The 19,805-nt window shown below is 73.1% G+C and carries 16 protein-coding genes; 9 read left to right on the top strand and 7 right to left on the bottom strand.

Features of this window, described 5'->3' with window-relative positions; genetic code table 11:
- Nucleotides 1-23: 23 nt before the first annotated feature.
- From AQJ64_RS01295 to AQJ64_RS01285, 3 genes are all read left to right on the top strand, one after another.
- Complete coding sequence (locus AQJ64_RS01295; protein ID WP_055636954.1) at nucleotides 24-734, top strand: DUF4142 domain-containing protein; 711 nt, start codon at nucleotides 24-26, stop codon at nucleotides 732-734.
- A gap of 90 nt (nucleotides 735-824) precedes the next feature.
- Complete coding sequence (locus AQJ64_RS01290; RefSeq protein ID WP_055636955.1) at nucleotides 825-1,619, top strand: TIGR04222 domain-containing membrane protein; 795 nt, start codon at nucleotides 825-827, stop codon at nucleotides 1,617-1,619.
- A gap of 132 nt (nucleotides 1,620-1,751) precedes the next feature.
- Nucleotides 1,752-3,362, top strand: coding sequence for an alpha/beta hydrolase (locus AQJ64_RS01285; RefSeq protein WP_055636956.1), 1,611 nt, complete (start codon nucleotides 1,752-1,754; stop codon nucleotides 3,360-3,362).
- 66 nt (nucleotides 3,363-3,428) lie between these two features.
- Here AQJ64_RS01285 and hemQ read toward each other — a convergent pair whose 3' ends face one another.
- Both hemQ and hemG read right to left on the bottom strand, forming a co-directional pair.
- Complete coding sequence (gene hemQ, locus AQJ64_RS01280) at nucleotides 3,429-4,160, bottom strand: hydrogen peroxide-dependent heme synthase (RefSeq protein ID WP_055636957.1); 732 nt, start codon at nucleotides 4,158-4,160, stop codon at nucleotides 3,429-3,431.
- Nucleotides 4,161-4,165: 5 nt separating this feature from the next.
- Nucleotides 4,166-5,620 carry a protoporphyrinogen oxidase gene (hemG, locus tag AQJ64_RS01275; protein ID WP_055636958.1) on the bottom strand — a complete coding sequence of 485 codons (1,455 nt, stop codon included), beginning with the start codon at nucleotides 5,618-5,620 and terminating at the stop codon, nucleotides 4,166-4,168.
- A gap of 159 nt (nucleotides 5,621-5,779) precedes the next feature.
- On the opposite strand from hemG, the gene AQJ64_RS01270 reads away from it, so the two are divergent.
- The gene (locus AQJ64_RS01270) at nucleotides 5,780-6,718 is read left to right on the top strand and encodes a DUF4349 domain-containing protein (RefSeq protein WP_055636959.1); all 939 of its coding nucleotides are present in this window, start codon (nucleotides 5,780-5,782) and stop codon (nucleotides 6,716-6,718) included.
- 27 nt (nucleotides 6,719-6,745) lie between these two features.
- Complete coding sequence (locus AQJ64_RS01265; RefSeq protein WP_055636960.1) at nucleotides 6,746-8,200, top strand: FAD-dependent oxidoreductase; 1,455 nt, start codon at nucleotides 6,746-6,748, stop codon at nucleotides 8,198-8,200.
- Between the two features lie 7 nt (nucleotides 8,201-8,207).
- Here AQJ64_RS01265 and AQJ64_RS01260 read toward each other — a convergent pair whose 3' ends face one another.
- Nucleotides 8,208-8,477 carry a hypothetical protein gene (locus AQJ64_RS01260; protein ID WP_055636961.1) on the bottom strand — a complete coding sequence of 90 codons (270 nt, stop codon included), beginning with the start codon at nucleotides 8,475-8,477 and terminating at the stop codon, nucleotides 8,208-8,210.
- A 125-nt stretch (nucleotides 8,478-8,602) separates the two neighbouring features.
- Here AQJ64_RS01260 and AQJ64_RS01255 point away from each other — a divergent pair, with 125 nt between their 5' ends.
- Complete coding sequence (locus AQJ64_RS01255; RefSeq protein WP_055636962.1) at nucleotides 8,603-9,409, top strand: rhomboid family intramembrane serine protease; 807 nt, start codon at nucleotides 8,603-8,605, stop codon at nucleotides 9,407-9,409.
- Between the two features lie 34 nt (nucleotides 9,410-9,443).
- On the opposite strand, the gene AQJ64_RS01250 is transcribed toward AQJ64_RS01255, so the two are convergent.
- From AQJ64_RS01250 to hemE, 4 genes are all read right to left on the bottom strand, one after another.
- Entirely contained in the window at nucleotides 9,444-10,727 is a 1,284-nt protein-coding gene (locus AQJ64_RS01250; protein ID WP_055636963.1) for a KAP family P-loop NTPase fold protein, read from the bottom strand.
- A gap of 28 nt (nucleotides 10,728-10,755) precedes the next feature.
- Nucleotides 10,756-13,176 carry an FxSxx-COOH system tetratricopeptide repeat protein gene (gene fxsT / locus AQJ64_RS48855; RefSeq protein WP_055636964.1) on the bottom strand — a complete coding sequence of 807 codons (2,421 nt, stop codon included), beginning with the start codon at nucleotides 13,174-13,176 and terminating at the stop codon, nucleotides 10,756-10,758.
- Nucleotides 13,177-13,179: 3 nt separating this feature from the next.
- Nucleotides 13,180-15,066 carry a VMAP-C domain-containing protein gene (locus AQJ64_RS01240; protein ID WP_055636965.1) on the bottom strand — a complete coding sequence of 629 codons (1,887 nt, stop codon included), beginning with the start codon at nucleotides 15,064-15,066 and terminating at the stop codon, nucleotides 13,180-13,182.
- An 81-nt stretch (nucleotides 15,067-15,147) separates the two neighbouring features.
- Nucleotides 15,148-16,215 carry a uroporphyrinogen decarboxylase gene (gene hemE / locus AQJ64_RS01235; protein ID WP_055636966.1) on the bottom strand — a complete coding sequence of 356 codons (1,068 nt, stop codon included), beginning with the start codon at nucleotides 16,213-16,215 and terminating at the stop codon, nucleotides 15,148-15,150.
- 184 nt (nucleotides 16,216-16,399) lie between these two features.
- On the opposite strand from hemE, the gene AQJ64_RS01230 reads away from it, so the two are divergent.
- The 3 genes from AQJ64_RS01230 to AQJ64_RS01220 all read left to right on the top strand — a co-directional run bounded on the left by AQJ64_RS01230 (nucleotide 16,400) and on the right by AQJ64_RS01220 (nucleotide 19,755).
- Complete coding sequence (locus AQJ64_RS01230) at nucleotides 16,400-17,068, top strand: DUF3000 domain-containing protein (RefSeq protein ID WP_079061403.1); 669 nt, start codon at nucleotides 16,400-16,402, stop codon at nucleotides 17,066-17,068.
- 319 nt (nucleotides 17,069-17,387) lie between these two features.
- Nucleotides 17,388-18,050 (top strand): response regulator transcription factor, encoded by a 663-nt coding sequence (locus AQJ64_RS01225; RefSeq protein ID WP_059202319.1) that lies wholly within the window; start codon nucleotides 17,388-17,390, stop codon nucleotides 18,048-18,050.
- A gap of 406 nt (nucleotides 18,051-18,456) precedes the next feature.
- Nucleotides 18,457-19,755 (top strand): ribonuclease D, encoded by a 1,299-nt coding sequence (locus tag AQJ64_RS01220; RefSeq protein WP_079061402.1) that lies wholly within the window; start codon nucleotides 18,457-18,459, stop codon nucleotides 19,753-19,755.
- Nucleotides 19,756-19,805 lie beyond the last annotated feature (50 nt).

Genomic DNA, 19,805 nt, shown 5'->3' with positions numbered 1-19,805 from the left:
GGTGCCGTGAGCAGGAGGCCCCCATGCGACCGCGACCCCCCGTCAAGGGCAGAGGCATCTTCAGCGGGACCGGGATCATCGTCACGGGCCTGGCCATGACCGGCGTGGCGTTGTTCATCCCCGTCGCGTCGTACTCGAACCAGTCGTCGACCGGGGTCACCGGGGCGGACGTACTGAACGGGCAGACCGTGCTGACGCAGTACGGTCCGCTGTCCGAGCTCGACCGGGAGTTCGTCACGAAGGTCCGGCTGGCCGGGCTGTGGGAGCTGCCCGCCGGGCAGCTGGCGCAGCGCAAGGGCACGACCGAGGCCGTACGGACCGCGGGGCAGCACCTCGTCGAGGGGCACACGTTCCTGGACGAGCGGGTGCGGGACGTGGCCGCGAAGCTGGGGCTCGGTCTGCCGAACGAGCCCAACGACCAGCAGAGGGCCTGGCTGGCGGAGCTGGACGCGGCGCAGGGCGTGGACTTCGACCGGAAGTTCGCCAACATCCTGCGGCTGGCGCACGGCCGGGTGTTCACCGTCGTCGCGCAGGTGCGGGCCGGTACGCAGAACTCGCTGGTGCGGGCGCTCGCCGACGACGCCAACACGACCGTCCTGGACCACATCGAGATCCTGGAGGCCACCGGGTACGTCGACTTCGAGGCCCTGGCCCGGGACCTGACGGCGACCGGCACGCCCGCGCCCACGGTCACCCCCGGGGTCGTGGTGCCACTGACGCCGTCGCCGTCCTGAGTCAAGCGGAACGTCACATACCCACAACGCTCCGTCCGGATGATGAACAGGGCATGGCGTTCTCCCGTGTACACGGCATAGAAACGTGACATGTTCTGGGTCCTTCTCCTGCTGCTGGCCTGGGCCGCCGCGGGCACGTCGTGCACCCGGCTGTGCCTGGCCGCCGTCCGTGCGGCGGCCGTGGACACCGAGGACGCGCTCGCGGGTCGGGGACACGACCTGACGCTCTACGAGGCGGCCTTCCTGTCCGGTGGACCCGGCCGGGTCGCCGATCTGACGATGGTGTCGATGGCCCGGCAGCGGCGGCTGCTGCTCGCCCGCACCGGCTGGGCGACCGTCGTGGACCCGCGCGGGCGCGACGAGATGGAGCGGTCGGTGATCGGGGCCATCGGGCCCGAGGGGCAGTCCCGGATCGCGCCGGCGCGGGCCGGTGCGGCGTCCGCCGACGCGGTGCGCGGTCTCGCCGACCGGCTGGTCAGCGCGGGGCTCGCGGTGCCCGACGGGGCCCGTACGACGGTCGAGGCCGGGGTGCGTCAGGTGCGGCTGGCGGCCGGGTTCGTGCTGGCGGTGGGCGCGGTCGCGCTGCTGATGCCGGTGCCCTCCGACGGTACGGGGATGCCGCGCGGGCTGATCGCCCTGTGGTTCGCGCTGCCCCTGGCGCTCACCCTGAGCTGTCTGGCGATAGCGCGGGTCGAGGTGCATCCCTATGCACGCTGGGCCTCCCCGGCCGGACAGCGCCTGCTGGGCACCCTGGCCCGGCGGGCCGGCGGCGCGGACGGCACCGGGGGCGACGACCGTTCGTATCTGACGTCCGTGGCCGTCCTCGGCATCCGCGCGGTCGACGAGCCCGATCTGCGCGCCGCGTTCGCCCACCGCGAGCCCTGACACCCCGCGCGTTCGCCTCCCCGGGGGCGCACTTGGAGCATTGGCGCCGACACCCGGGGGCGGTGCTTGCCTTCCCTCACGGCCGTACGAAACATCCCTTTTGTCGCAGCAGCGCACCGAAGGGACACGCGAATGAGAGCTGGCGCGCTCTACTCGGCCATGGGAGCCCTGCTCCTGACCACCCTCTCCGCCGCCCCCGCCGGCGGCCTTCCGACCACCCCGGGCGTCCCCGGCTCTCCGCGGGCCGGAGCCGCTCCCGCCGGTGTCGCGCTCGCCGCCGCCCGGGCCGCCGCCCGGGGCATCGCCTTCGGGAAGTGCTCCGACGCACAGGACCTGCCCGGCAGCATGGAGTGCGGCACGGTCGGCGTCCCGCTCGACTACGCGCGGCCGAACGGCAAGCAGATCGAACTGACCGTCAGCCGGGTCAGGGCCACCCAGCGGGACCCGCGCAACAGCAAGCACCGGGTGCCCCGCAGGGGCGCGCTGGTCTTCAACCCCGGCGGCCCGGGCGGCTCCGGGCTGTACTTCCCGCTGGCCGGCCTGCTCCCGGAGTGGAAGCGCATCGGCGCGGCGTACGACCTCGTCGGCTACGATCCGCGCGGCGTCGGCCGCTCCGCCCCGGTGTCCTGTCAGGACCCCAAGAACTTCTTCAAGGGCCCCTCCCAGTCGCCCGTCCACCCCTCCGAGTCGTACAAGCGGGAGCGGATCGCCGAGGCGAAGGCGTACGCGCGCGGCTGCGCCGAGCGGTCCGGCAGCGGCCTGCGGCACTACAACTCGGTCAACAACGCCCGCGACCTGGACGTGCTGCGGGCCGCGCTGGGCGAGAAGCGGCTCACCTTCATGGGGGCGTCGTACGGCACCTACTTCGGGGCGGTGTACGCCACCCTGTTCCCCTCGCACGTACGGCGCATGGTGTTCGACGCGGCGGTCAACCCGGACCCGGAGCGGATCTGGTACCGCAACAACCTCGACCAGTCGATGGCGTTCGAGAGCCGCTGGACCGACTTCCGGGAGTGGGTCGCCAAGCACGACACGGTGTACCGGCTGGGCGACACGCCCGAGAAGGTGCTGGACAGCTATGAGCGGGCCCGGGCCCGGCTGGCCGCGGAGCCGGCCGGCGGGAAGGTCGGACCGGCGCAGCTGCAGAGCGCGTTCCTGCAGGCCGGGTACTACGACGACTACTGGCCGTACCGGGCGCAGGCCCTGTCGGACTATCTGAGGGGCGACCCGAAGGAGCTGATCGCACAGGCCGGACCGGTGACCGAGGCCGCGGCCGAGTCGGAGAACTCCGCCGCCGTCTACACGGCCGTGGAGTGCAACGACGGGCCCTGGCCGACGGACTGGAAGGTGTGGGACCGCGACAACACCCGGCTCGCGCGCGTGGCACCGTTCGAGACCTGGGACAACGTATGGGCGAACCTGCCCTGCGCGTACTGGCCCGCGGCCCGGCAGAAGCCGGTGGACGTGCGGACCGGGCCCGGTGAGTTGCCGCCGACGCTGATCCTCGCCTCCGAGCGGGACGCCGCCGCGCCTTATGACGGGGCGCTGGAGATGCAGCGGCGCCTGTCGGGGTCGGTGCTGGTGACGGAACGGGACTCGGGGACGCACGGGATCGCCGGGGGGCCGAACAAGTGCGTCAACGGGCACGTCGAAGCGTATCTGCTGGAGGACCGGGTGCCGGGGCGGCGGGCCGCCTGCACCGGGCATGTGGAGCCGACACCGGGTGCCTCGAAGCAGAAGTGAGGCCGTGGGGAACTGCGGACCGGCTGTGGCTGGTCCGCAGTTCCCCGCGCCCCCTTCGGGGCGGCTCTACGCGAGGCCCGCGACCAGGTCCGGCACCGACTTGCGGCGGCCCGTGTAGAACGGGACCTCCTCGCGGACGTGCATACGGGCCTCCGAGGCGCGCAGGTGGCGCATCAGGTCGACGATGCGGTACAGCTCGTCGGCCTCGAAGGCGAGGATCCACTCGTAGTCGCCGAGGGAGAAGGACGCGACCGTGTTGGCGCGCACGTCCGGGTAGCCGCGGGCCATCTTGCCGTGGTCGGCGAGCATCCGGCGGCGGTCCTCGTCGGGCAGCAGGTACCAGTCGTAGCTGCGGACGAAGGGGTAGACGCTCACGTAGTCACGGGGCGTCTCGTCGGCGAGGAACGCCGGGATGTGGGAGCGGTTGAACTCGGCCGGGCGGTGCAGCGCCATGTTCGACCAGACCGGCTCGAGGGCGCGGCCCAGCCGGGTGCGGCGGAACAGGTTGTACGCCTCCTGGAGCTGGTCGCTGGTCTCGGCGTGCCACCAGATCATGACGTCGGCGTCGGCACGCAGGCCGGACACGTCGTACGTGCCGCGGATCGTGATGTCCTTCGCGGCGAGCTGGTCGAACAGCTCCTGGACCTCGTCGGCGAAGCCCGCGCGGTCCTCGGGCAGCACGTCCTTCAGCTTGAAGACCGACCACAGCGTGTAGCGGATGACCTCGTTGAGGTCCTTGGCCAGCTTGCCCTTGTTCGGGATCCTGCCGGACTCGGTGGTGGGGGCGTCGTCACTCATGGTTCTTATTCTCCTGCTCCGCCGTGCAGACTTTGCACGGGGTGGGCGGTGAGCTCCTGTACGGCGCTCAGGTCGCCGTGGATCTGGTCGGCGGCCGCGTAGGCGCTCGCGATGCACGCGGGGACGCCGACGCCGTCGTACTGCGCGCCGCACACGGCGAGGCCGGGGAGCTTCGCCACGTGCTCACGGATGCGGGCCACACGCGCGTGGTGGCCGACCGGGTACTGGGGCAGGCCGTCCGTCCAGCGGGTGACCCGGGTCTCCAGGGGCGTGGCGGTCAGGCCGGTGGCCTCGCGCAGGTCGTGGCGGGAGACCTCGACCAGGCCGGCGTCGTCGCGGCCGAGGATCTCCGTCTCGCCGTACCGCCCGACGGAGGTGCGCAGCACGATCACGTCCGGGTCCTCCTCGGCGATCCAGCCCCACTTCCGTGAGGCGAACGTCGACGCCTTGATCGTGCGGCCGTCGACCGGCGGGACGAGGAAGCCGCTGCCCTCGGGCAGGGCGGCCTCGCAGCGGCGGTAGGCGAGGGTGATCAGGGCCATCGAGGCGTACTCGACGGTGCGCAGTTCGGCGGCGGCCGCCGGGGACTCGGCGGCCAGCAGCGCGGCGGCGGCGGGCGCGGGCACGGCGACGACCACGGCGTCCGCGTGCAGCGCGCGCTCGCCGGTGGTGACCCGCCAGCCGCCGGGCTCGCGGCGCAGCCCGGTGACGGGCACGCGCGTGTGGATCTCGCCGCCCCGCGCGCGGACCGCCTCCGCGACCGCGAGCGGCAGCCGGCCCACCCCGCCCTCGATGCCCGTGAACACCGGTCCGGTCTGCTGCTGCGCGGCGGCCCCGGCCTGGATCTCGCGGACGGCCTCGGTGAGCGAGGTGTGGGTGAGCGCCGCCTGGTAGAGCTGCGGTACGGCCGAACGCATCGAGATGCGGTAGGCGTCACCGGCGTACACCCCGCCGAGCAGGGGTTCGATCAGACGGTCGACGACCTCACGGCCCAGGCGGGCCGCCACGTACTCCCCGACCGCGACGTCCTCGCCGACCTCCGTGCGCGGCAGGTCGGCGTCGCGCTCGATCCGGGCGAGGCCTTCGTCGGACAGCACACCGGACAGGGCCGCCGCGGTGCCGGGGACGCCCATGACATGGCCCTTGGGCATGGGGCGCAGCGCACCGCGGGTCCAGATCGAGGCGGTGGCCGTGGCGGGCGGCTGCAACAGGTCCGTCAGACCCGCCTCGCGCGCGAGGGCGACCGCCTCGGGGCGGCGGGCCAGCAGCGACTCGGCGCCGAGGTCCACGCGCACGCCCGCGATCTCGCCGGGCAGCAGCTTGCCGCCGACCCGCTCGGAGGCCTCCAGCACGGTCACCCGCGCCCCGCGCGCCAGCAGGCGGTGGGCGGCGGCCAGACCGGCGATGCCGGCTCCGATGACGACGACGTGCTGCCCCGCACGCGTACCCGTTGCGCTCATGTCCCCCACTCTCTCAGACCCCACCGACACCGCCGCCAGGGCCATGTGGCCCCTCCGAGTCCCGACCGTGACCTCTTCGGAACCGATTCCGTCCAACGTCCCGGCCCACCCCGGCGTCGAAGGAGCATCAGTCGTCACAACCCTCGGGGGTACGTCCACATGCACGCACGACGATCCGTACGGCCCGTCCACGCCCTGGCCGGCGTCCTGCTCGCCGCCGCGCTCGCGCTCACCGGGTGCAGCGGTGCGAGCGACTCGGGAGGCGACAGCTCTAGCCTCGCCGACAAGGCCGCCGCCGGCGAGGTCGACCGGTCCGACGCCAAGGCGGGCGCCGGGGCGAGCGGCTCCCAGGCCTCGTCCGCGCCGAAACTCACCGCGAACCGGATCATCCGCACCGCCTCGCTGAGCGTGCGGGTCAAGGACGTTCCGAAGGCCCTCGACGAGGCCCGTACGACGACCGAGACCGCGGGTGGTTACGTCGGCGACGAGACCACGAACCGGGACGGGGACGGCACCGAGCGCACCCGTGTCGTGCTGCGCGTGCCCGTCGAGCGGTACGACGAGGTCCTCTCCGCCCTCCAGGGCACGGGCGAACTGCTGGAGCGCACGGCGAAGGCCCAGGACGTCACCGACCAGGTCGTCGACGTCGACAGCCGCATCAAGTCCCAGCGGGCCAGCGTCGCCCGGGTCCGCGAACTCATGGACCGGGCCACCAAACTGAGCGACGTGGTCACCCTGGAGGGTGAACTCAGCAGCCGGGAGGCCGACCTGGAGGCGCTGCTCGCCCAGCAGGCGTCCCTGAAGGACCGCACCAGCCTGGCGACGATCACGCTGAGCCTGTCGGAGAAGCCTGCCCCGAAGGCGGCCGAGGACGACGACCCGGGCTTCCTGGACGCGCTGGCGGGCGGCTGGGACGCGTTCGTGAGCATGCTGCGCTGGATCGCCGTCGTCTTCGGCGCGGTACTGCCGTTCCTCGTGGTGGCCGCGCTGCTGCTGCTGGCCTGGCTGCGGCTGCCGCGCCGGCGGACGGCGGGCACGGAGACCGAAGCGGGCCCGACGACCGGAACCGGCCCCACGGGCGGGCCCGAGGGGGACTGAAGTGCGCCTCCCCCGTAGCGTGTTCGTATGAGCATGCCTGGACGGGAACGACTGGTCGTGATCGGCGGGGACGCGGCGGGCATGTCCGCGGCGTCCCAGGCCCGCCGCCTCAGGGGGCCGGAGGAACTGGAGATCGTCGCCTTCGAACGCGGCCACTTCACCTCGTACTCCGCGTGCGGGATCCCGTACTGGGTGGGCGGCGACGTCACCGACCGGGACGACCTGATCGCCCGCACCCCGGAGCAGCACCGCGCGCGCGGGATCGACCTGCGGCTGCGCACCGAGGTCACGGAGATCGACGTGCCCGGGCGGCGGGTACGCGCGCGTGACGTCGATTCCGGGGCCGGGTCGGCGTACTGGACGTCGTACGACAAGCTCGTGATCGCGACCGGGGCACGCCCGGTCCGGCCGGACATGCCGGGCGCGGACGCCCCCGGGGTGCACGGTGTGCAGACGCTGGACGACGGCCAGGCGCTGCTGGACACGCTGGCCCGCGCTCGGGGGAAGCGGGCCGTGGTCGTCGGCGCGGGCTACATCGGCGTCGAGATGGCCGAGGCGCTCATCAACCGCGGCTACGAGGTGACCGTCGTCAACCGCGGCAGCGAGCCGATGTCCACCCTGGACCCGGACATGGGCCGCCTGGTCCACCGGGCCATGGAGGGCCTCGGCATCACCATGGTCAACGACGCCGAGGTCACCGAACTGGCCACCGGCGAGGACGGCCGGGTGCGGGCGGTGGTGACGAAGGACGCCGAGTACCCGGCCGACGTGGTCGTCCTCGGCATCGGCGTCCGCCCCGAGACCACCCTCGCCAGGGCCGCCGGTCTGCCCCTGGGCGCACACGGCGGCCTGCTCACCGACCTGGCGATGCGGGTGCGCGGACCCCTTGCCGGCGGGGCCATCTGGGCGGGCGGCGACTGTGTGGAGGTCCTCGACCTGGTCTCCGGGCAGGAGCGCCACATCGCCCTCGGCACCCACGCCAACAAGCACGGCCAGGTCATCGGCACCAACGTCGGCGGCGGCTACGCCACCTTCCCCGGTGTCGTCGGCACCGCCGTCAGCAAGGTCTGCGACCTGGAGATCGCCCGCACGGGCCTGCGCGAGAAGGACGCGCGCAGGGTGGGCCTGAAGTACGAGACGGTCACCATCGAGTCCACCAGCCGCGCCGGCTACTACCCCGGCGCCTCCCCCATGACGGTCAAAATGCTCGCCGAACACCGCACCGGCCGCCTCCTCGGCGTCCAGATCGTGGGCAGGGAGGGCGCGGCCAAGCGGGTCGACATCGCGGCGGTCGCCCTGACGGCCGGAATGACGGTGGAACAGATGACAGCCCTGGACCTGGGCTACGCCCCGCCGTTCAGCCCGGTCTGGGACCCGGTTCTGGTGGCGGCCAGAAAGGCGGCGACGAAGCTACGCGGGGCAGGGCGGCCGAGCCAGGGGCACGGGGAACTGCGCGACCAGCCCCCACGCACCCGGACCTGACGACGGCCTAGGCCGTACCGAGCCGCGGCAGGGCGGAAACCGGCGCCGCGGCGACAGGCTGCTCAGCCGGCTTGGCATGTGCGGCGGCCGCAGGCCGGGAACGCAACCGGTGGCTGACGGCCTCGTCCAAGGTCACCGGCCGCTGCATCTGCGAAGCAAGCCGCCCGGCCTCCTGGCCGAGCCGGGCCACGTCCTCCCAGGGCAGCCGGATGACCAGGGCGATCTCCGCCTCGCCGTCGGGCGTGGCGTGCATCGCGGGGGTAACTCGGTCGTTCATCGCTTGTTCCTCACGTCGTCCCCACGGTCCGCCTTCCCCGGGCCGCGGGCAGTTGCCGGTTCATACGCGGCCGCCGCCGACCGCGTTCACCGATTCGACGAACGGATCGGGGGCAGTACTTCCTTGTGGTCATCCCCGTCCATGACGTGAACCCGGTGCGCCGCACGCCCGTGGTGACATACGCGTTGATCGCGGCGAACGTGCTGGTCTTCTGGTTCATGCCGGGCCTGTCGGGCTCCGTGGCCGGCGACAGCGCCCTGGCGCAGACCTGCCATCTGCACGCCTTCCTGGAGCACTACGCGGCCGTGCCGCGCGAGTTGATCCACGATCAGCTCCCGCAGCTCGTGCCGACGGGCGCCGTCCGCGGCGGCGGCTGTCCGCTGGGCCCGCCGGACTACACCAAGTCGCCGGTGCTGAGTGTGTTCACGGCGATGTTCCTGCACGGCGGCTGGCTGCACCTGCTGGGCAACATGCTGTTCCTGCTGATCTTCGGGAACAACATCGAGGACCGCATGGGCCACATCCGTTTCGCGCTGTTCTACGTCGCCTGCGGCTATGCGGCGTCATACGGCTTCGCGCTGCTGAACGCCGACTCCACCGACCCGCTGATCGGCGCGTCCGGGGCGATCGCGGGCGTGCTCGGCGCCTATCTGGTGCTGTATCCGAGGGCCAGGGTGTGGGTCCTGGTGCCGTTCCTGGTCTTCCTGCCGTTGCGGTTGCCGGCCTGGCTGGTGCTGGGCTTCTGGTTCGCGCTCCAGGCGGTGTACTCCTCCGGCGAGGGGGTCTCCGAGGCGGGCACGGTGGCGTACGCGGCGCATGTCGTCGGCTTCCTCACGGGCATGCTGCTGGCCTGGCCCCTCAAGCCGGGCACCCCACCGCCCCCGGAGCCGCGCGGCCTGCTGTTCGGGCGGCGGGCGCGGCCGGGATGGTGAGGTGCGGGAGTGCCCGGCTGACGTCGCGGGTACCTCAGTCGTCCGCCGACCCGAGGCCGTCGGGACCGGCCGTGGCACGGAGCGTCGTGATCATCGCGCGGACGGTCTGCGGGGTCGGCGGCGGCACCCGCAGGGAGCCACGCTGGGTGAGCAGCCTCTCCAGTGCCCGGTCCGCGCCGAAAAGGTGCAGCTCGGAGGGCAGACCGGACAGGAGCCGGGGGCGTTCCGCGGGGTCGTCCTGAACCTGTCGGAAGTATCCGGCCAGCGTGTCCCAGGACCTCGGTTCGGCGGCCAGCACATGGAAGAACGCGCGATGCCGACTGCGGATCATCTGGAGAACCGCCAGTTGCAGGTGGAACGCCCTGTCCAGCGAGGCTCCGCCCGCCTGGGCGATGCTCACCTCCATCGCCATGTTGAAGACGTTCACGAACCGCTTCAGCCGCCGCGGGTTCGCGCCCAGACCACGCCGCAGCAGCTCCCAGAAGGCATCGTCGTCGATGGGCTGGTGGACGTACGGCGTGAACGCCTCGCGCAGGGTGTCGAAGCCCACGTCCGGGAGGAAGAAGGGCAGTTGGACGATCTTGTCGAGGTAGGCGAGACCCGAGACGACCTCGGCGGGCGCGTCCTTGAAGGCGTCGCCGAACTTGTTGGTGGCGACGGCGGCCAGCACGTCGAGGTCGAGGGCGAGGACGAACACACACTGGGATTCGCCGAGGAACAGTTTGAGGGACTCCAGCACGGTCATCGCCGAGTCCGGGGTACAGCGGTCGAGGTCGTCGACGAAGACCACCAGCCGCCCGTCCGCTCCGACGAACTCCCTCACCGCGTCCCGGAAGTCGTTCTCGAACCGGTTGATCTGGCGGTACTGCTCGGCGTCGCCCTGGGACAGCGTGGTGAGCAGGGAGTCGACGTCACCGCTCTTGATCATCCCGCCGGTGGCCGCCGAGGCGGCCGTGCCGAGTCCCGTGCGCACCGAGAGCCAGGTGGCGGCCTTGGCGAGCCGCAGGGCCTTCTCCTTCAGGCCCTCCTCGCCCTCCATCTCGGCCAGGATGGTGTGCAGCAGCGCCGCCCACACCTCGACCTTGCGATCATATTTCCAGGGGTTGAACCAGATGGTGCGCACCTTCCGGTCCTCCAGCCGCCGCTGCCACAGCCGCAGGAAGCTGGACTTCCCGGTGCCCCAGGAACCGAACACGCCGACGGTGAGGGGCAGCGGCATCGCCTGCTCGACGGCTCCGTGCAGCACGTCCACGTAGGGCTCGAAGCGGAAGGCGTCGTCGCCGAAGTCGGAGATGGGGTTGTCGGTCAGCGGGCGCAAGGCTGCTCCTTCGGGTGGTACGGGCGGTTCAGCGGGACGAAGACGGAAACGAAGACGGAAACGAAGACGGGGACGGGGACGGGGACGGGTGTTCGGCGTGGGCGCGCAGGGCGGCGATGCGGACGGAATCCGCGCCGAAGCGCCTGCTCCAGACATCGAGTGCGGCGCGGGCGAGCCGGCCGGCGGCCCTGGTGTCACCGACGGCCGCGTGATGGTCGATGACCGCGAGGACGAGGTCGTACGTGCGCTCGGGCTGGGCGCGCAGGGCCGCGGGCAGGTCCAGGCGACGGGCGATCTCGGTCATCCGGGCGCGGCCGGACGGGGTGCCGGGGTCGGCGGGCAGGGCCGCCGAGAGCAGGCCCAACGCGGCTTCCTCGGCGGTCTCGTACTCGTCGGGCCGCATGACCACGCCCCGCATCACGGTCTGGAGCGCGGGGTGCACCTCGACCGGTCCGCCCGCGCCCTCGACGGTGGCCAGGTCCTCGTCGGACAGACGCATCAGGGCCAGGTGGAGGGCGAACTTGTCGTGCAGCACGCCGTCGGAACCGGCGGACGGCTTCGACCCGGTCGCCGCGGACAGCAGTTCGTACGGGACGGGACCGGTGCCCAGGCAGCTGAGCACGCGCAGCAGTTCGCCGGCGTCCGGGTCGGCGGCGGCCAGCTCCGTCACGGCCTGCTTCCATACGACCGCGAGCTTCACGTCGTAGTCGGGAAGGCCGTAGGCCAGCAGCAGCTTGGCGCAGAGCCGGTCGAAGCCGGCGAGGTGTTCGGCCACGTCGAGGCGGCGCTTGGACAGGGAGCGGCCCAACTGGATCAGCAGTGGCGGCAGGTAGCCGGCCCGCTCGGCGACCGCGTACCCCTCGTCGTCGGTGAGCCAGGGCGCGCGGGCGCGGAGCAGGGCGAGGCTCTCCTGCCTGCTCAGCGGGGCCACGCGTAACGGATGCGCCGTCTCCTCGGTCCAGCTGATGTGGCGGCTGGTGATCAGGATGTGGCCGGCGCCGAGCGGCAGCATCGGGGTGAGCCGGGCCGGCGGGTCGGCGTTGTCCAGGACGAGCAGCCATCCGCGGTCGACGCGGCCGGTCCGCAGCCGGTCGAGGACGTCCTCGACGGGGGCGAGGCCGTCGGGTCCGGGCGGGACGGACAGTTCCTCGCCCAGCCGGGCCAGGGCGAGGCCGAGTCCCCTGGCGTCGCGGGCCTGGGTCCACCAGACGAAGTCGTAGTCGCCCCGATGACGGTGCGCGTACTCGAGGGCTGTCTGGGTCTTGCCGACACCGGCGAGGCCGTGCAGTACGCACAGTCCGTCGCCGTCGGACCGGTGCAGGGTGGAGCGGACGGTGTCCAGCAGCGCCGTACGACCGACGAAGCGGTGGTTGCGGGCGGGCAGCGCGGAGCGGACGCGCAGGGCGGGGCCGTCGCGGCGGACGGCGTCCGAGGGCCGCACGGACGACGGCACCGGGCGCGTGTTCCGGGCCCATGCCTCCGGCGGCAGGAACTCCTCGGCCAGATCCCTGGAGCGGCTCCTGTCGGAACGGGTCAGTATCTCGGTGAGCAGGTCGACCGCCCCGTCCACGAGAACAAGGGCGCGCTGCCCCTCGACATCTCGGTCGCGATCGGGTGCGCGGACCAGCAGACCGCTGTGGAACACCTCCGCGACGGTCTCCTCCGCCTCCGGCAGCAGGCTGCGCTGCGTGGCGCGCATCAGATCGAGAGTGACCAGCGGGGCGACCGCCAGCAGCGCGGCGAGCCGGACCGCGGCAGGGCCCGCGACGGCTTCGAGCGTCCGGACCTGGGCGGCCGGTCCGGTCGGCGGGGCGGCAGCGGCCAAGCCGTCCCAGGCTCCGGGCGCGAGCCCGAGGGGCATGCCCTCGCCGTCGTACCCGTCGGCCGTGCGGGCGGCCACGAGACGGGCCCAGTCCGTGAAGGACCGGCCGTCCTCCAGGCCCAGTACGGGTACGGCGCAGTCCGCTTCGAGACCGGCAGCCTCCTCCAGACTGCCCGGCTGGAGTCCGCACGTCAGCCATGCGGTGGGGGTGACGGGCCGGGCCGCGGACCAGTGGAACGGGGCGAGCGGGACGCCCACCCGGTGTCGCAGCGAGGGGGGCAGGGGCTGGACGACGGCGGTGGCGCTGAAGCGGCACCATTCGTCGAGCAGGGCGTGGGCACGGCCGTCGTGCCAGGCAGGCGCCACACAGTCGCTCACCAACAGCAGGACCCGCTGTCCCGGGACGGGCTGGACGGTGTCACCGGTCCGCAGCTCGCCCGGTGCGGACGTGTCGACGGTCCGGACCCGGAGGTCGGGAAGCGGCCCCCGGCTCAGTGTCTCCCGCAGGCCGTGCACGGTCCGGGCCCACAGATCCATGGACTGCGCCCGGTCGAGCACGAGGTCCAGGGTGAGGTCCGGAACGCCGCCGAGAAGACTCAGGGCATGCCGGACGGCGCTCGGGTCCACGGGTCACCGCCTGCCGTCGGGCAGCGAGTGCTCGGGGTCGGCGAAGAGCAGGCCCACCCGCTCCCGGGCGCCGGTCGTCCGCTGCCTGCTCCGCAGGGAGCGCACCGCCTCCGGGATTCCCTCCAGCGGCACGGTGCGGGCCAGGTCCGTCAGCTCCTCCTCCGTCTCCGGCGACGCGCCCTTCGACCAGATCACCACCGGGATCCCCTGGAGGAGGCAGGCGGCGACCGGGTCACCCGAGGACCGGAATGTCGTCTCTTCGGCGTCCAGCAGCAGGACCCGGCCGTCGGCACCGTCCAGCCAGACGGGTTCGCGCTCCGCGGGCGGGGTCTCCTTCAGCCGCGACCACCGCTCCTGCCAGCGCCAGCGCAGACTCTCCCGGTCCTGCAGCTCGGCGGCTCGCACGACCACGGTGTGATGCGCCCCGAGCGGACGCCGCACGCCACCGTCTCCGATGTCCCACTCCTCGACCTGGAGGTCGTCCAGCAGCCGGAACGGCAGGATGAACTCGACCCGCCCGGCGGGGCCCGAGGGGACCGCCTGCTGCGCCAGGAGCCTGTGCAGCTCGGGCGCGATCACAGTCCGCAGTTCCTCGCGCGACAGCCGGTCGTGCGTCGCGAGCGAGGTCGTGGTGCCGTCGGTGGCTCGGGCCGAGACCGTCACGTCGTAGGTGCCCGGCACTTGGGCGACGGGGTCCACACCGATGACGAGGACCGGCGGCTCGGTCGTCCGTGCGCGCGGCGGCTCCACTCCCAGCCGGGTGGCCACCGACCGCCGCCAGGTGTCCAGTTCCGCGCCGACCTCCCCCGGCACCGTGTCGGCGAGCCCCGCGACGAAGTCCAGGAGGGCGGGCGGGGTGCCGCGGCCCTCCAGGCCCCGCGCCCGTTCCAGCAGGACGCGGGTGTCGGCCGGCTCGGCACGGGCCAGCAGCCGGTGCAGGGTCCCGCGCTCATGGGCGAGCAGCAGCGACGGGGCCGCGACCTTGTCCACCAGCGTCGCGAACGCCTCCACCGCCGAACTGCCCGGCTCGAACGCGCGGAGGACCTCGACCAGCAGACGCAGGCCATCGGGGTGGTCCATGAGCAGACGCACCAGCTCCAGGGCTCTGAGCCGGCTCGACGGCATGCCGCCCCGCAGGCCGGCGACCACCGGATCCTCGTGGCGCAGTTCACGGGTGAGCAGTTCGAACGCCGACGGGTCGTGCATGACGGGCACCGCCAGCAGGGCCTCCACCAGTTCGCCGCGCTCCCGGAGGGTGAGTCCGTCGTTCGGCCGGCGCTGCGGCCCGGTGGGGCGCGGGCTCGGTACGGGGATCCGCTCCATGGCGGTCGACAGGGGCAGGAACCGGCCGGTGTCCCGCAGCCCCGAAGGGGAGTCGACGGCGGTGAAGAGGCCGACGACGGCGCCCTCGTCGTCGACCACGGGGCTGCCGCTGCTGCCCGGTTCCGGTGTCGCCGCGCGGAAAGCGAGCCGGCCCCAGCTGTCCGGTTCGTCGACGCCGGGCAGGGCGTCGACGACGCCCGGCAGCCCCGCGTCCGGGGTGAGCACCCGAACCGGGTCGCCGATGCGGGCTGTTCCGATCCGCGGTGGGGTGCCGAGCGGGAGGTCCAGGCTCAGCAGAGCGAGATCGCCGGAGGACTCCCTCAGCGGCACCCAGCCGCCGGGCACCACCTGGGTGGCGAGGCGGTCCCGGGTGCCGTGCCGCACCACCCACAAAGGGCCACGCGGGCCGTTCTCGCTGTACTCGCTGACCCCCAGGGCGCCGGTCACCACATGGGCACAGGTCAGCAAGAGCACCGGGGTGACCAGGAAGCCGCATCCGGCCGGTCGGCCGTCGTCGCCCTCGATGCGGACCAGCCAGGGCTCGCCGTCCCGCAAGGCCCACGCCACGCCGTCCCCCTCTCCCCCGGTCCGCGAAGGCTATCCGGCCGGGGAACGGCGTGTGCGGGAAACGGCGGTGGGAGACGCCCCCTAGCGGGCGGTGCGGGTGTGGACGTACTCCACGAGACGGGTGAGCGCGTCCGGGTCGGTGGACGGCATCACGCCGTGGCCGAGGTTGAAGACATGGCCCTCCAGGCCGGCGGCCGAGTCGAGGACCTCGCGGGTCTTGGTCTCGACGGCCTCGGTGCCGGCGAACAGGACGGTCGGGTCGAGGTTGCCCTGGAGCGCCTTGCCGGGGCCGACCCGGCGGGCGGCCTCGTCCAGCGGGACGCGCCAGTCGACGCCGACGACGTCCGCGCCGGCCTCGCCCATGAGGTTCAGCAGCTCACCGGTGCCGACGCCGAAGTGGATGCGCGGGACGCCGTAGGACTCGACGGCGCGGAAGACCTTCGCGGAGGCGGGCAGCACCGAGCGGCGGTAGTCGGCGGGGGCGAGGGCGCCCGCCCAGGAGTCGAAGAGCTGGACGGCGCTCGCGCCGGCCTCGATCTGGACCTTCAGGAAGGCGGCCGTGATGTCGGCGAGGCGGTCGAGCAGGTCGGCCCAGAGCTGCGGGTCGCCGTACATCATCGCCTTGGCGTTCTCGTAGGTCCGCGAGGGGCCGCCCTCGACGAGGTAGCTCGCGAGGGTGAAAGGCGCGCCCGTGAAACCGATCAGGGGGGTGGCGCCGAGCTCGGCGGTGAGCAGGCCGATCGCCTCGGTGACGTAGGAGACGTCCTCGGGGGTGAGGTCACGGAGCTGGGCGAGGTCGGCGCGGGTGCGGATCGGGCGCTCGACGACCGGGCCGACGCCGGGCTTGATGTCGAGGTCGATGCCGATGGCCTTGAGCGGGACGACGATGTCGCTGTAGTAGATCGCCGCGTCCACGTTGTGCCGGCGCACGGGCTGCAGGGTGATCTCGGTGACGAGGTCGGGCCGCATGCAGGACTCGAGCATCGGGATGCCCTCGCGGACCTTGCGGTACTCCGGCAGGGAGCGCCCGGCCTGGCGCATGAACCACACGGGCGTGTGCGGCACGGGTTCGCGCCTGCACGCCTTCAGGAAGGGGCTGTCGTACGTCGCTGTCGGCTGCCGGCCCGCGGGGCTCTCGTTCGCACTCACGACGGCAAGTCTCGCACGGCGCCGGAACCGGTGGCGCCGCCCCCACCGCCTCTCACCGTGCCTGCGAGACACCCGTTCGGCCCTTGCGGGCGGGGGCCCTGTTCGCCCAGCGCGCAGCCGCCCGCGGGTGCCGCGCGGGTGTCTTGCCCTGCGCGAGGCGGTCGTTCCCCTTAATCTTCCCCGCATGGCTGCGGCTCAGGGACGACTGTCGGACGGCGCTGGCGGGATGGACGAGGCGAACGAGGGGGACCGCGATGGAAGCAGGTCGGCACCGCTGCCGTTCCGGGCCGCCGTCGACGCGCTGAAGGCGGCGCGACTGCGGCCGCAGATCGAGGTCGACCCGACCCCGGCGCCCAAGCGGCTCGCCCCGTACGCGTACGCCCTGGAGGCGACCGTCGTGGACGGTGAGCAGGATCTGGCCGACGGGCGGCTGGTGCTGCTGCACGACCCGGACGGGCACGACGCCTGGCGCGGGACGTTCCGGCTGGTGACGCTGGTGCGGGCCGAGCTGGAGCCGGAGATGGCGGCCGACCCGCTGCTGCCGGAGGTGTGCTGGTCCTGGCTGACCGGCGCGCTCCAGGCGCGCGGCCTGGCGTACGGCGAGCCGAGCGGGACGGTCACCCGGGCCGGCTCGCACTACTTCGGCGGTCTCGCGGAGCGGCCGGCGAACTCGCAGATCGAGATCCGCGCCTCCTGGACACCCCGCGAGGGCCTGGGCGGGGTCCCGGACACGGCGGCACACCTGGCGTCCTGGTGCGATCTGCTGGCCCAGGTCGCGGGCCTGCCCCCGGCCGGCCCCGGCGACGCCTCGGTGGTGACCCTGCCGCAGCGCCGGGGGCCGCAGTCGCGTTAGGGCCTGTCCGGTACAGCTGTACGAGTGGGTCGGCCGCCGGAAACGGCGGCCGACCCATTTGGCCGTCCTGATTGACCATCTCTTTGTCGATACGGCCACTTTCGATCCCGGACCGCATCCACCCAAACCGATTCGATCTTCGGATGATCGATCGCGTGTCCGAATTGCACGTATTGTTACTCACTAGATCGTGATCATTTTCTAAAGGACCCCCGGCCCGCTGCCGAAGACGACTGTGACCTTGAAAGCACGGTTCGTCCGGGCGGCCCTCTCCCCACAAGCCCCCGAACCGGCTCCGTCCCCCACCCCAGGAGGCCTGGTGTCCGTTCTCCTCGAGCAGCCCGCAAGCCTGGTCGCCTACCGCCCGAACAAGCCCACCGCCATGGTGGTCGTGGCCGACCCGCGCGTGCGTTCCACCGTCACCCGCCATCTGTGGGCGCTCGGTGTGCGCGACGTCATCGAGGCCTCGTCCATCGCGGAGGCTCGTCCCCGCGTCGGCAACCCCCGGGACATCTGCGTCGCCGACGTCCACCTCCCCGACGGCTCAGGTCTCACCCTGCTGTCGGAGACCCGCGCCGCGGGCTGGCCCAACGGGCTCGCCCTGTCCGCCGCGGACGACATCGGCGCCGTGCGCAACGCCCTCGCGGGCGGTGTCAAGGGCTATGTCGTCACCGGCACCCGCACCAACGTCGGGCTCCCCACCCGGCCCGGTGCCGCCCCCATCGGATCCGCGGCCGCCCGGCTGCACCGCCGCCCCCCGGGTGCCCCGAGCCACCCGGGCGGCTACCGCGAGCTCTCCGGCCGCGAGGTCGAGGTGCTGCGCCTGGTCGCCGAAGGCCAGTCGAACAAGGCGATCGGTGTCTCGATGGGACTGTCCGCGCTGACCGTCAAGAGCCACCTCGCCCGGATCGCCCGCAAGCTCGGCACGGGCGACCGCGCCGGGATGGTCGCAGTGGCCCTGCGGACCGGCATCATCCACTGAGACCCGGCGGGACCGCGACTTCCGGTCCCTCCGGGCAGCTTTCCCCGGCTCTTTCCCCCCGGCCCTTTCCCCCCGGCCCCCAAGTGTTTCCCCCGGCCGGCGGATCCCTTCCGGCTCCTCTTCCCCACTCCTCCTCCCGGCCCCGTCCGGCCTCTCCCCGTCCCCCGGCCTTCCACGGCCCCGCACCCGGTGTCGCACGGCCCCTTCCCCGCTGCTCCCCGCTCCTCCCCGCTCCTCCCTGCCCTTCCCGCCCTTCCCGCCCTTCCCGCCCTTCCCCGTCCCTTGCCGGCCACCTCCGGGCCCCTTTGCGGCCTCTTCCCGGCCCTGACTGGTTTACGACCCTGGGGCGCCCGTCGGCGGAACGTTCCGTCGGCGGGTCCCGTCCACACACGGATACCCTTGACAGGTGACCGACGCCCAAGAAACCGCAGCAGCCAGCTCACTGCGAACCACCGGAGGCGCCCCTCCGGACGACGGCGGATCTACTGCTTCTGTTTCCGGGGCGCCCACACCTCAGCCGACCCCTCTGCTCGAACCCCGCGAGGGCATCCCGCCCGTGATCGCCGACGAGGCCTCCCTCGCCGAGGCGATCGCCGCCTTCGCCGCCGGCACCGGCCCCGTCGCCGTCGACGCCGAGCGCGCCTCCGGCTACCGCTACGGACAGCGCGCCTATCTGGTGCAGCTGCGCCGTGAGGGCGCCGGCAGCGCCCTGATCGACCCCGTCGCCTGCCCCGACCTCTCCGGGCTCGGCGAGGCCCTCTCCGACGTCGAGTGGGTGCTGCACGCCGCCACCCAGGACCTGCCCTGTCTGCGCGAGATAGGCCTCGTGCCCACCCGGCTGTTCGACACCGAGCTGGCCGGGCGACTCGCCGGGTTCCCGCGCGTCGGCCTCGGCGCGATGGTCGAGGGCGTGCTCGGTTTCGTCCTCGAGAAGGGCCACTCCGCGGTCGACTGGTCCACCCGCCCGCTCCCCGAGCCCTGGCTGCGGTACGCCGCCCTGGACGTCGAGCTCCTCGTCGACCTGCGCGACGCGCTGGAGAAGGAGCTGGACCGGCAGGGCAAGCTGGAGTGGGCCCACCAGGAGTTCGACGCGATCGCCTCCGCTCCCCCGCCCGAGCCGCGCAAGGACCCCTGGCGCCGCACGTCCGGCATGCACAAGGTGCGCCGGCGGCGGCAGCTCGGCGTGGTGCGGGAGCTGTGGCAGACCCGGGACCGGATCGCCCAGCGGCGGGACGTCTCCCCGGGCAAGGTGCTCTCCGACGCGGCGATCGTGGAGGCCGCGCTCGCCCTCCCCGCCAATGTGCACGCGCTGACCGCGCTGAACGGCTACGGGCACCGGATGGGCCGGCGCCAGCTGGAGCAGTGGCAGGCCGCCGTCGACCGGGCGAAGGCGCTCGGCGAGTCCCAGCTTCCGCAGCCGGGGCAGCCGGTCGCGGGGCCTCCGCCGCCGCGGGCATGGGCCGACAAGGACCCCGCGGCCGCGGCGCGGCTCTCCGCGGCGCGGGCCGCGGTGTCCGCGCTGGCCGAGCAGCTGAACATGCCCCAGGAGAACCTGATCGCCCCGGACAGTGTGCGCCGGGTGTGCTGGGAGCCGCCCCAGCCGCTCGACGCGGAGACCGTCGGGGCCGTGCTGTCCGGACTCGGCGCCCGGCCCTGGCAGGTGGAGCAGGTGACGCCGGTGCTGGTCAAGGCGCTGTCCGCTTGAGTGCGCCCGGCCGCCGTGGGACCTCCGGTCGTACGGCGGCTACGGGTCCG

It is taken from the genome of Streptomyces griseoruber (assembly GCF_001514205.1).
In the GTDB taxonomy this organism is placed as follows: Bacteria; Actinomycetota; Actinomycetes; order Streptomycetales; family Streptomycetaceae; genus Streptomyces; species Streptomyces griseoruber.
This window is presented reverse-complemented; position numbering and strand designations above follow the sequence as displayed.

Excerpts from the sequence above, each read along its gene's own strand:
- hemG (WP_055636958.1), bottom strand. The coding sequence starts at position 5,620 with ATGAGCGCAACGGGTACGCGTGCGGGGCAGCACGTCGTCGTCATCGGA.
- AQJ64_RS01265 (WP_055636960.1), top strand. The coding sequence starts at position 6,746 with ATGAGCATGCCTGGACGGGAACGACTGGTCGTGATCGGCGGGGACGCG.
- AQJ64_RS01260 (WP_055636961.1), bottom strand. The coding sequence starts at position 8,477 with ATGAACGACCGAGTTACCCCCGCGATGCACGCCACGCCCGACGGCGAG.
- hemQ (WP_055636957.1), bottom strand. The coding sequence starts at position 4,160 with ATGAGTGACGACGCCCCCACCACCGAGTCCGGCAGGATCCCGAACAAG.
- AQJ64_RS01270 (WP_055636959.1), top strand. The coding sequence starts at position 5,780 with ATGCACGCACGACGATCCGTACGGCCCGTCCACGCCCTGGCCGGCGTC.
- AQJ64_RS01295 (WP_055636954.1), top strand. The coding sequence starts at position 24 with ATGCGACCGCGACCCCCCGTCAAGGGCAGAGGCATCTTCAGCGGGACC.
- AQJ64_RS01285 (WP_055636956.1), top strand. The coding sequence starts at position 1,752 with ATGAGAGCTGGCGCGCTCTACTCGGCCATGGGAGCCCTGCTCCTGACC.
- AQJ64_RS01290 (WP_055636955.1), top strand. The coding sequence starts at position 825 with ATGTTCTGGGTCCTTCTCCTGCTGCTGGCCTGGGCCGCCGCGGGCACG.
- AQJ64_RS01230 (WP_079061403.1), top strand. The coding sequence starts at position 16,400 with ATGGCTGCGGCTCAGGGACGACTGTCGGACGGCGCTGGCGGGATGGAC.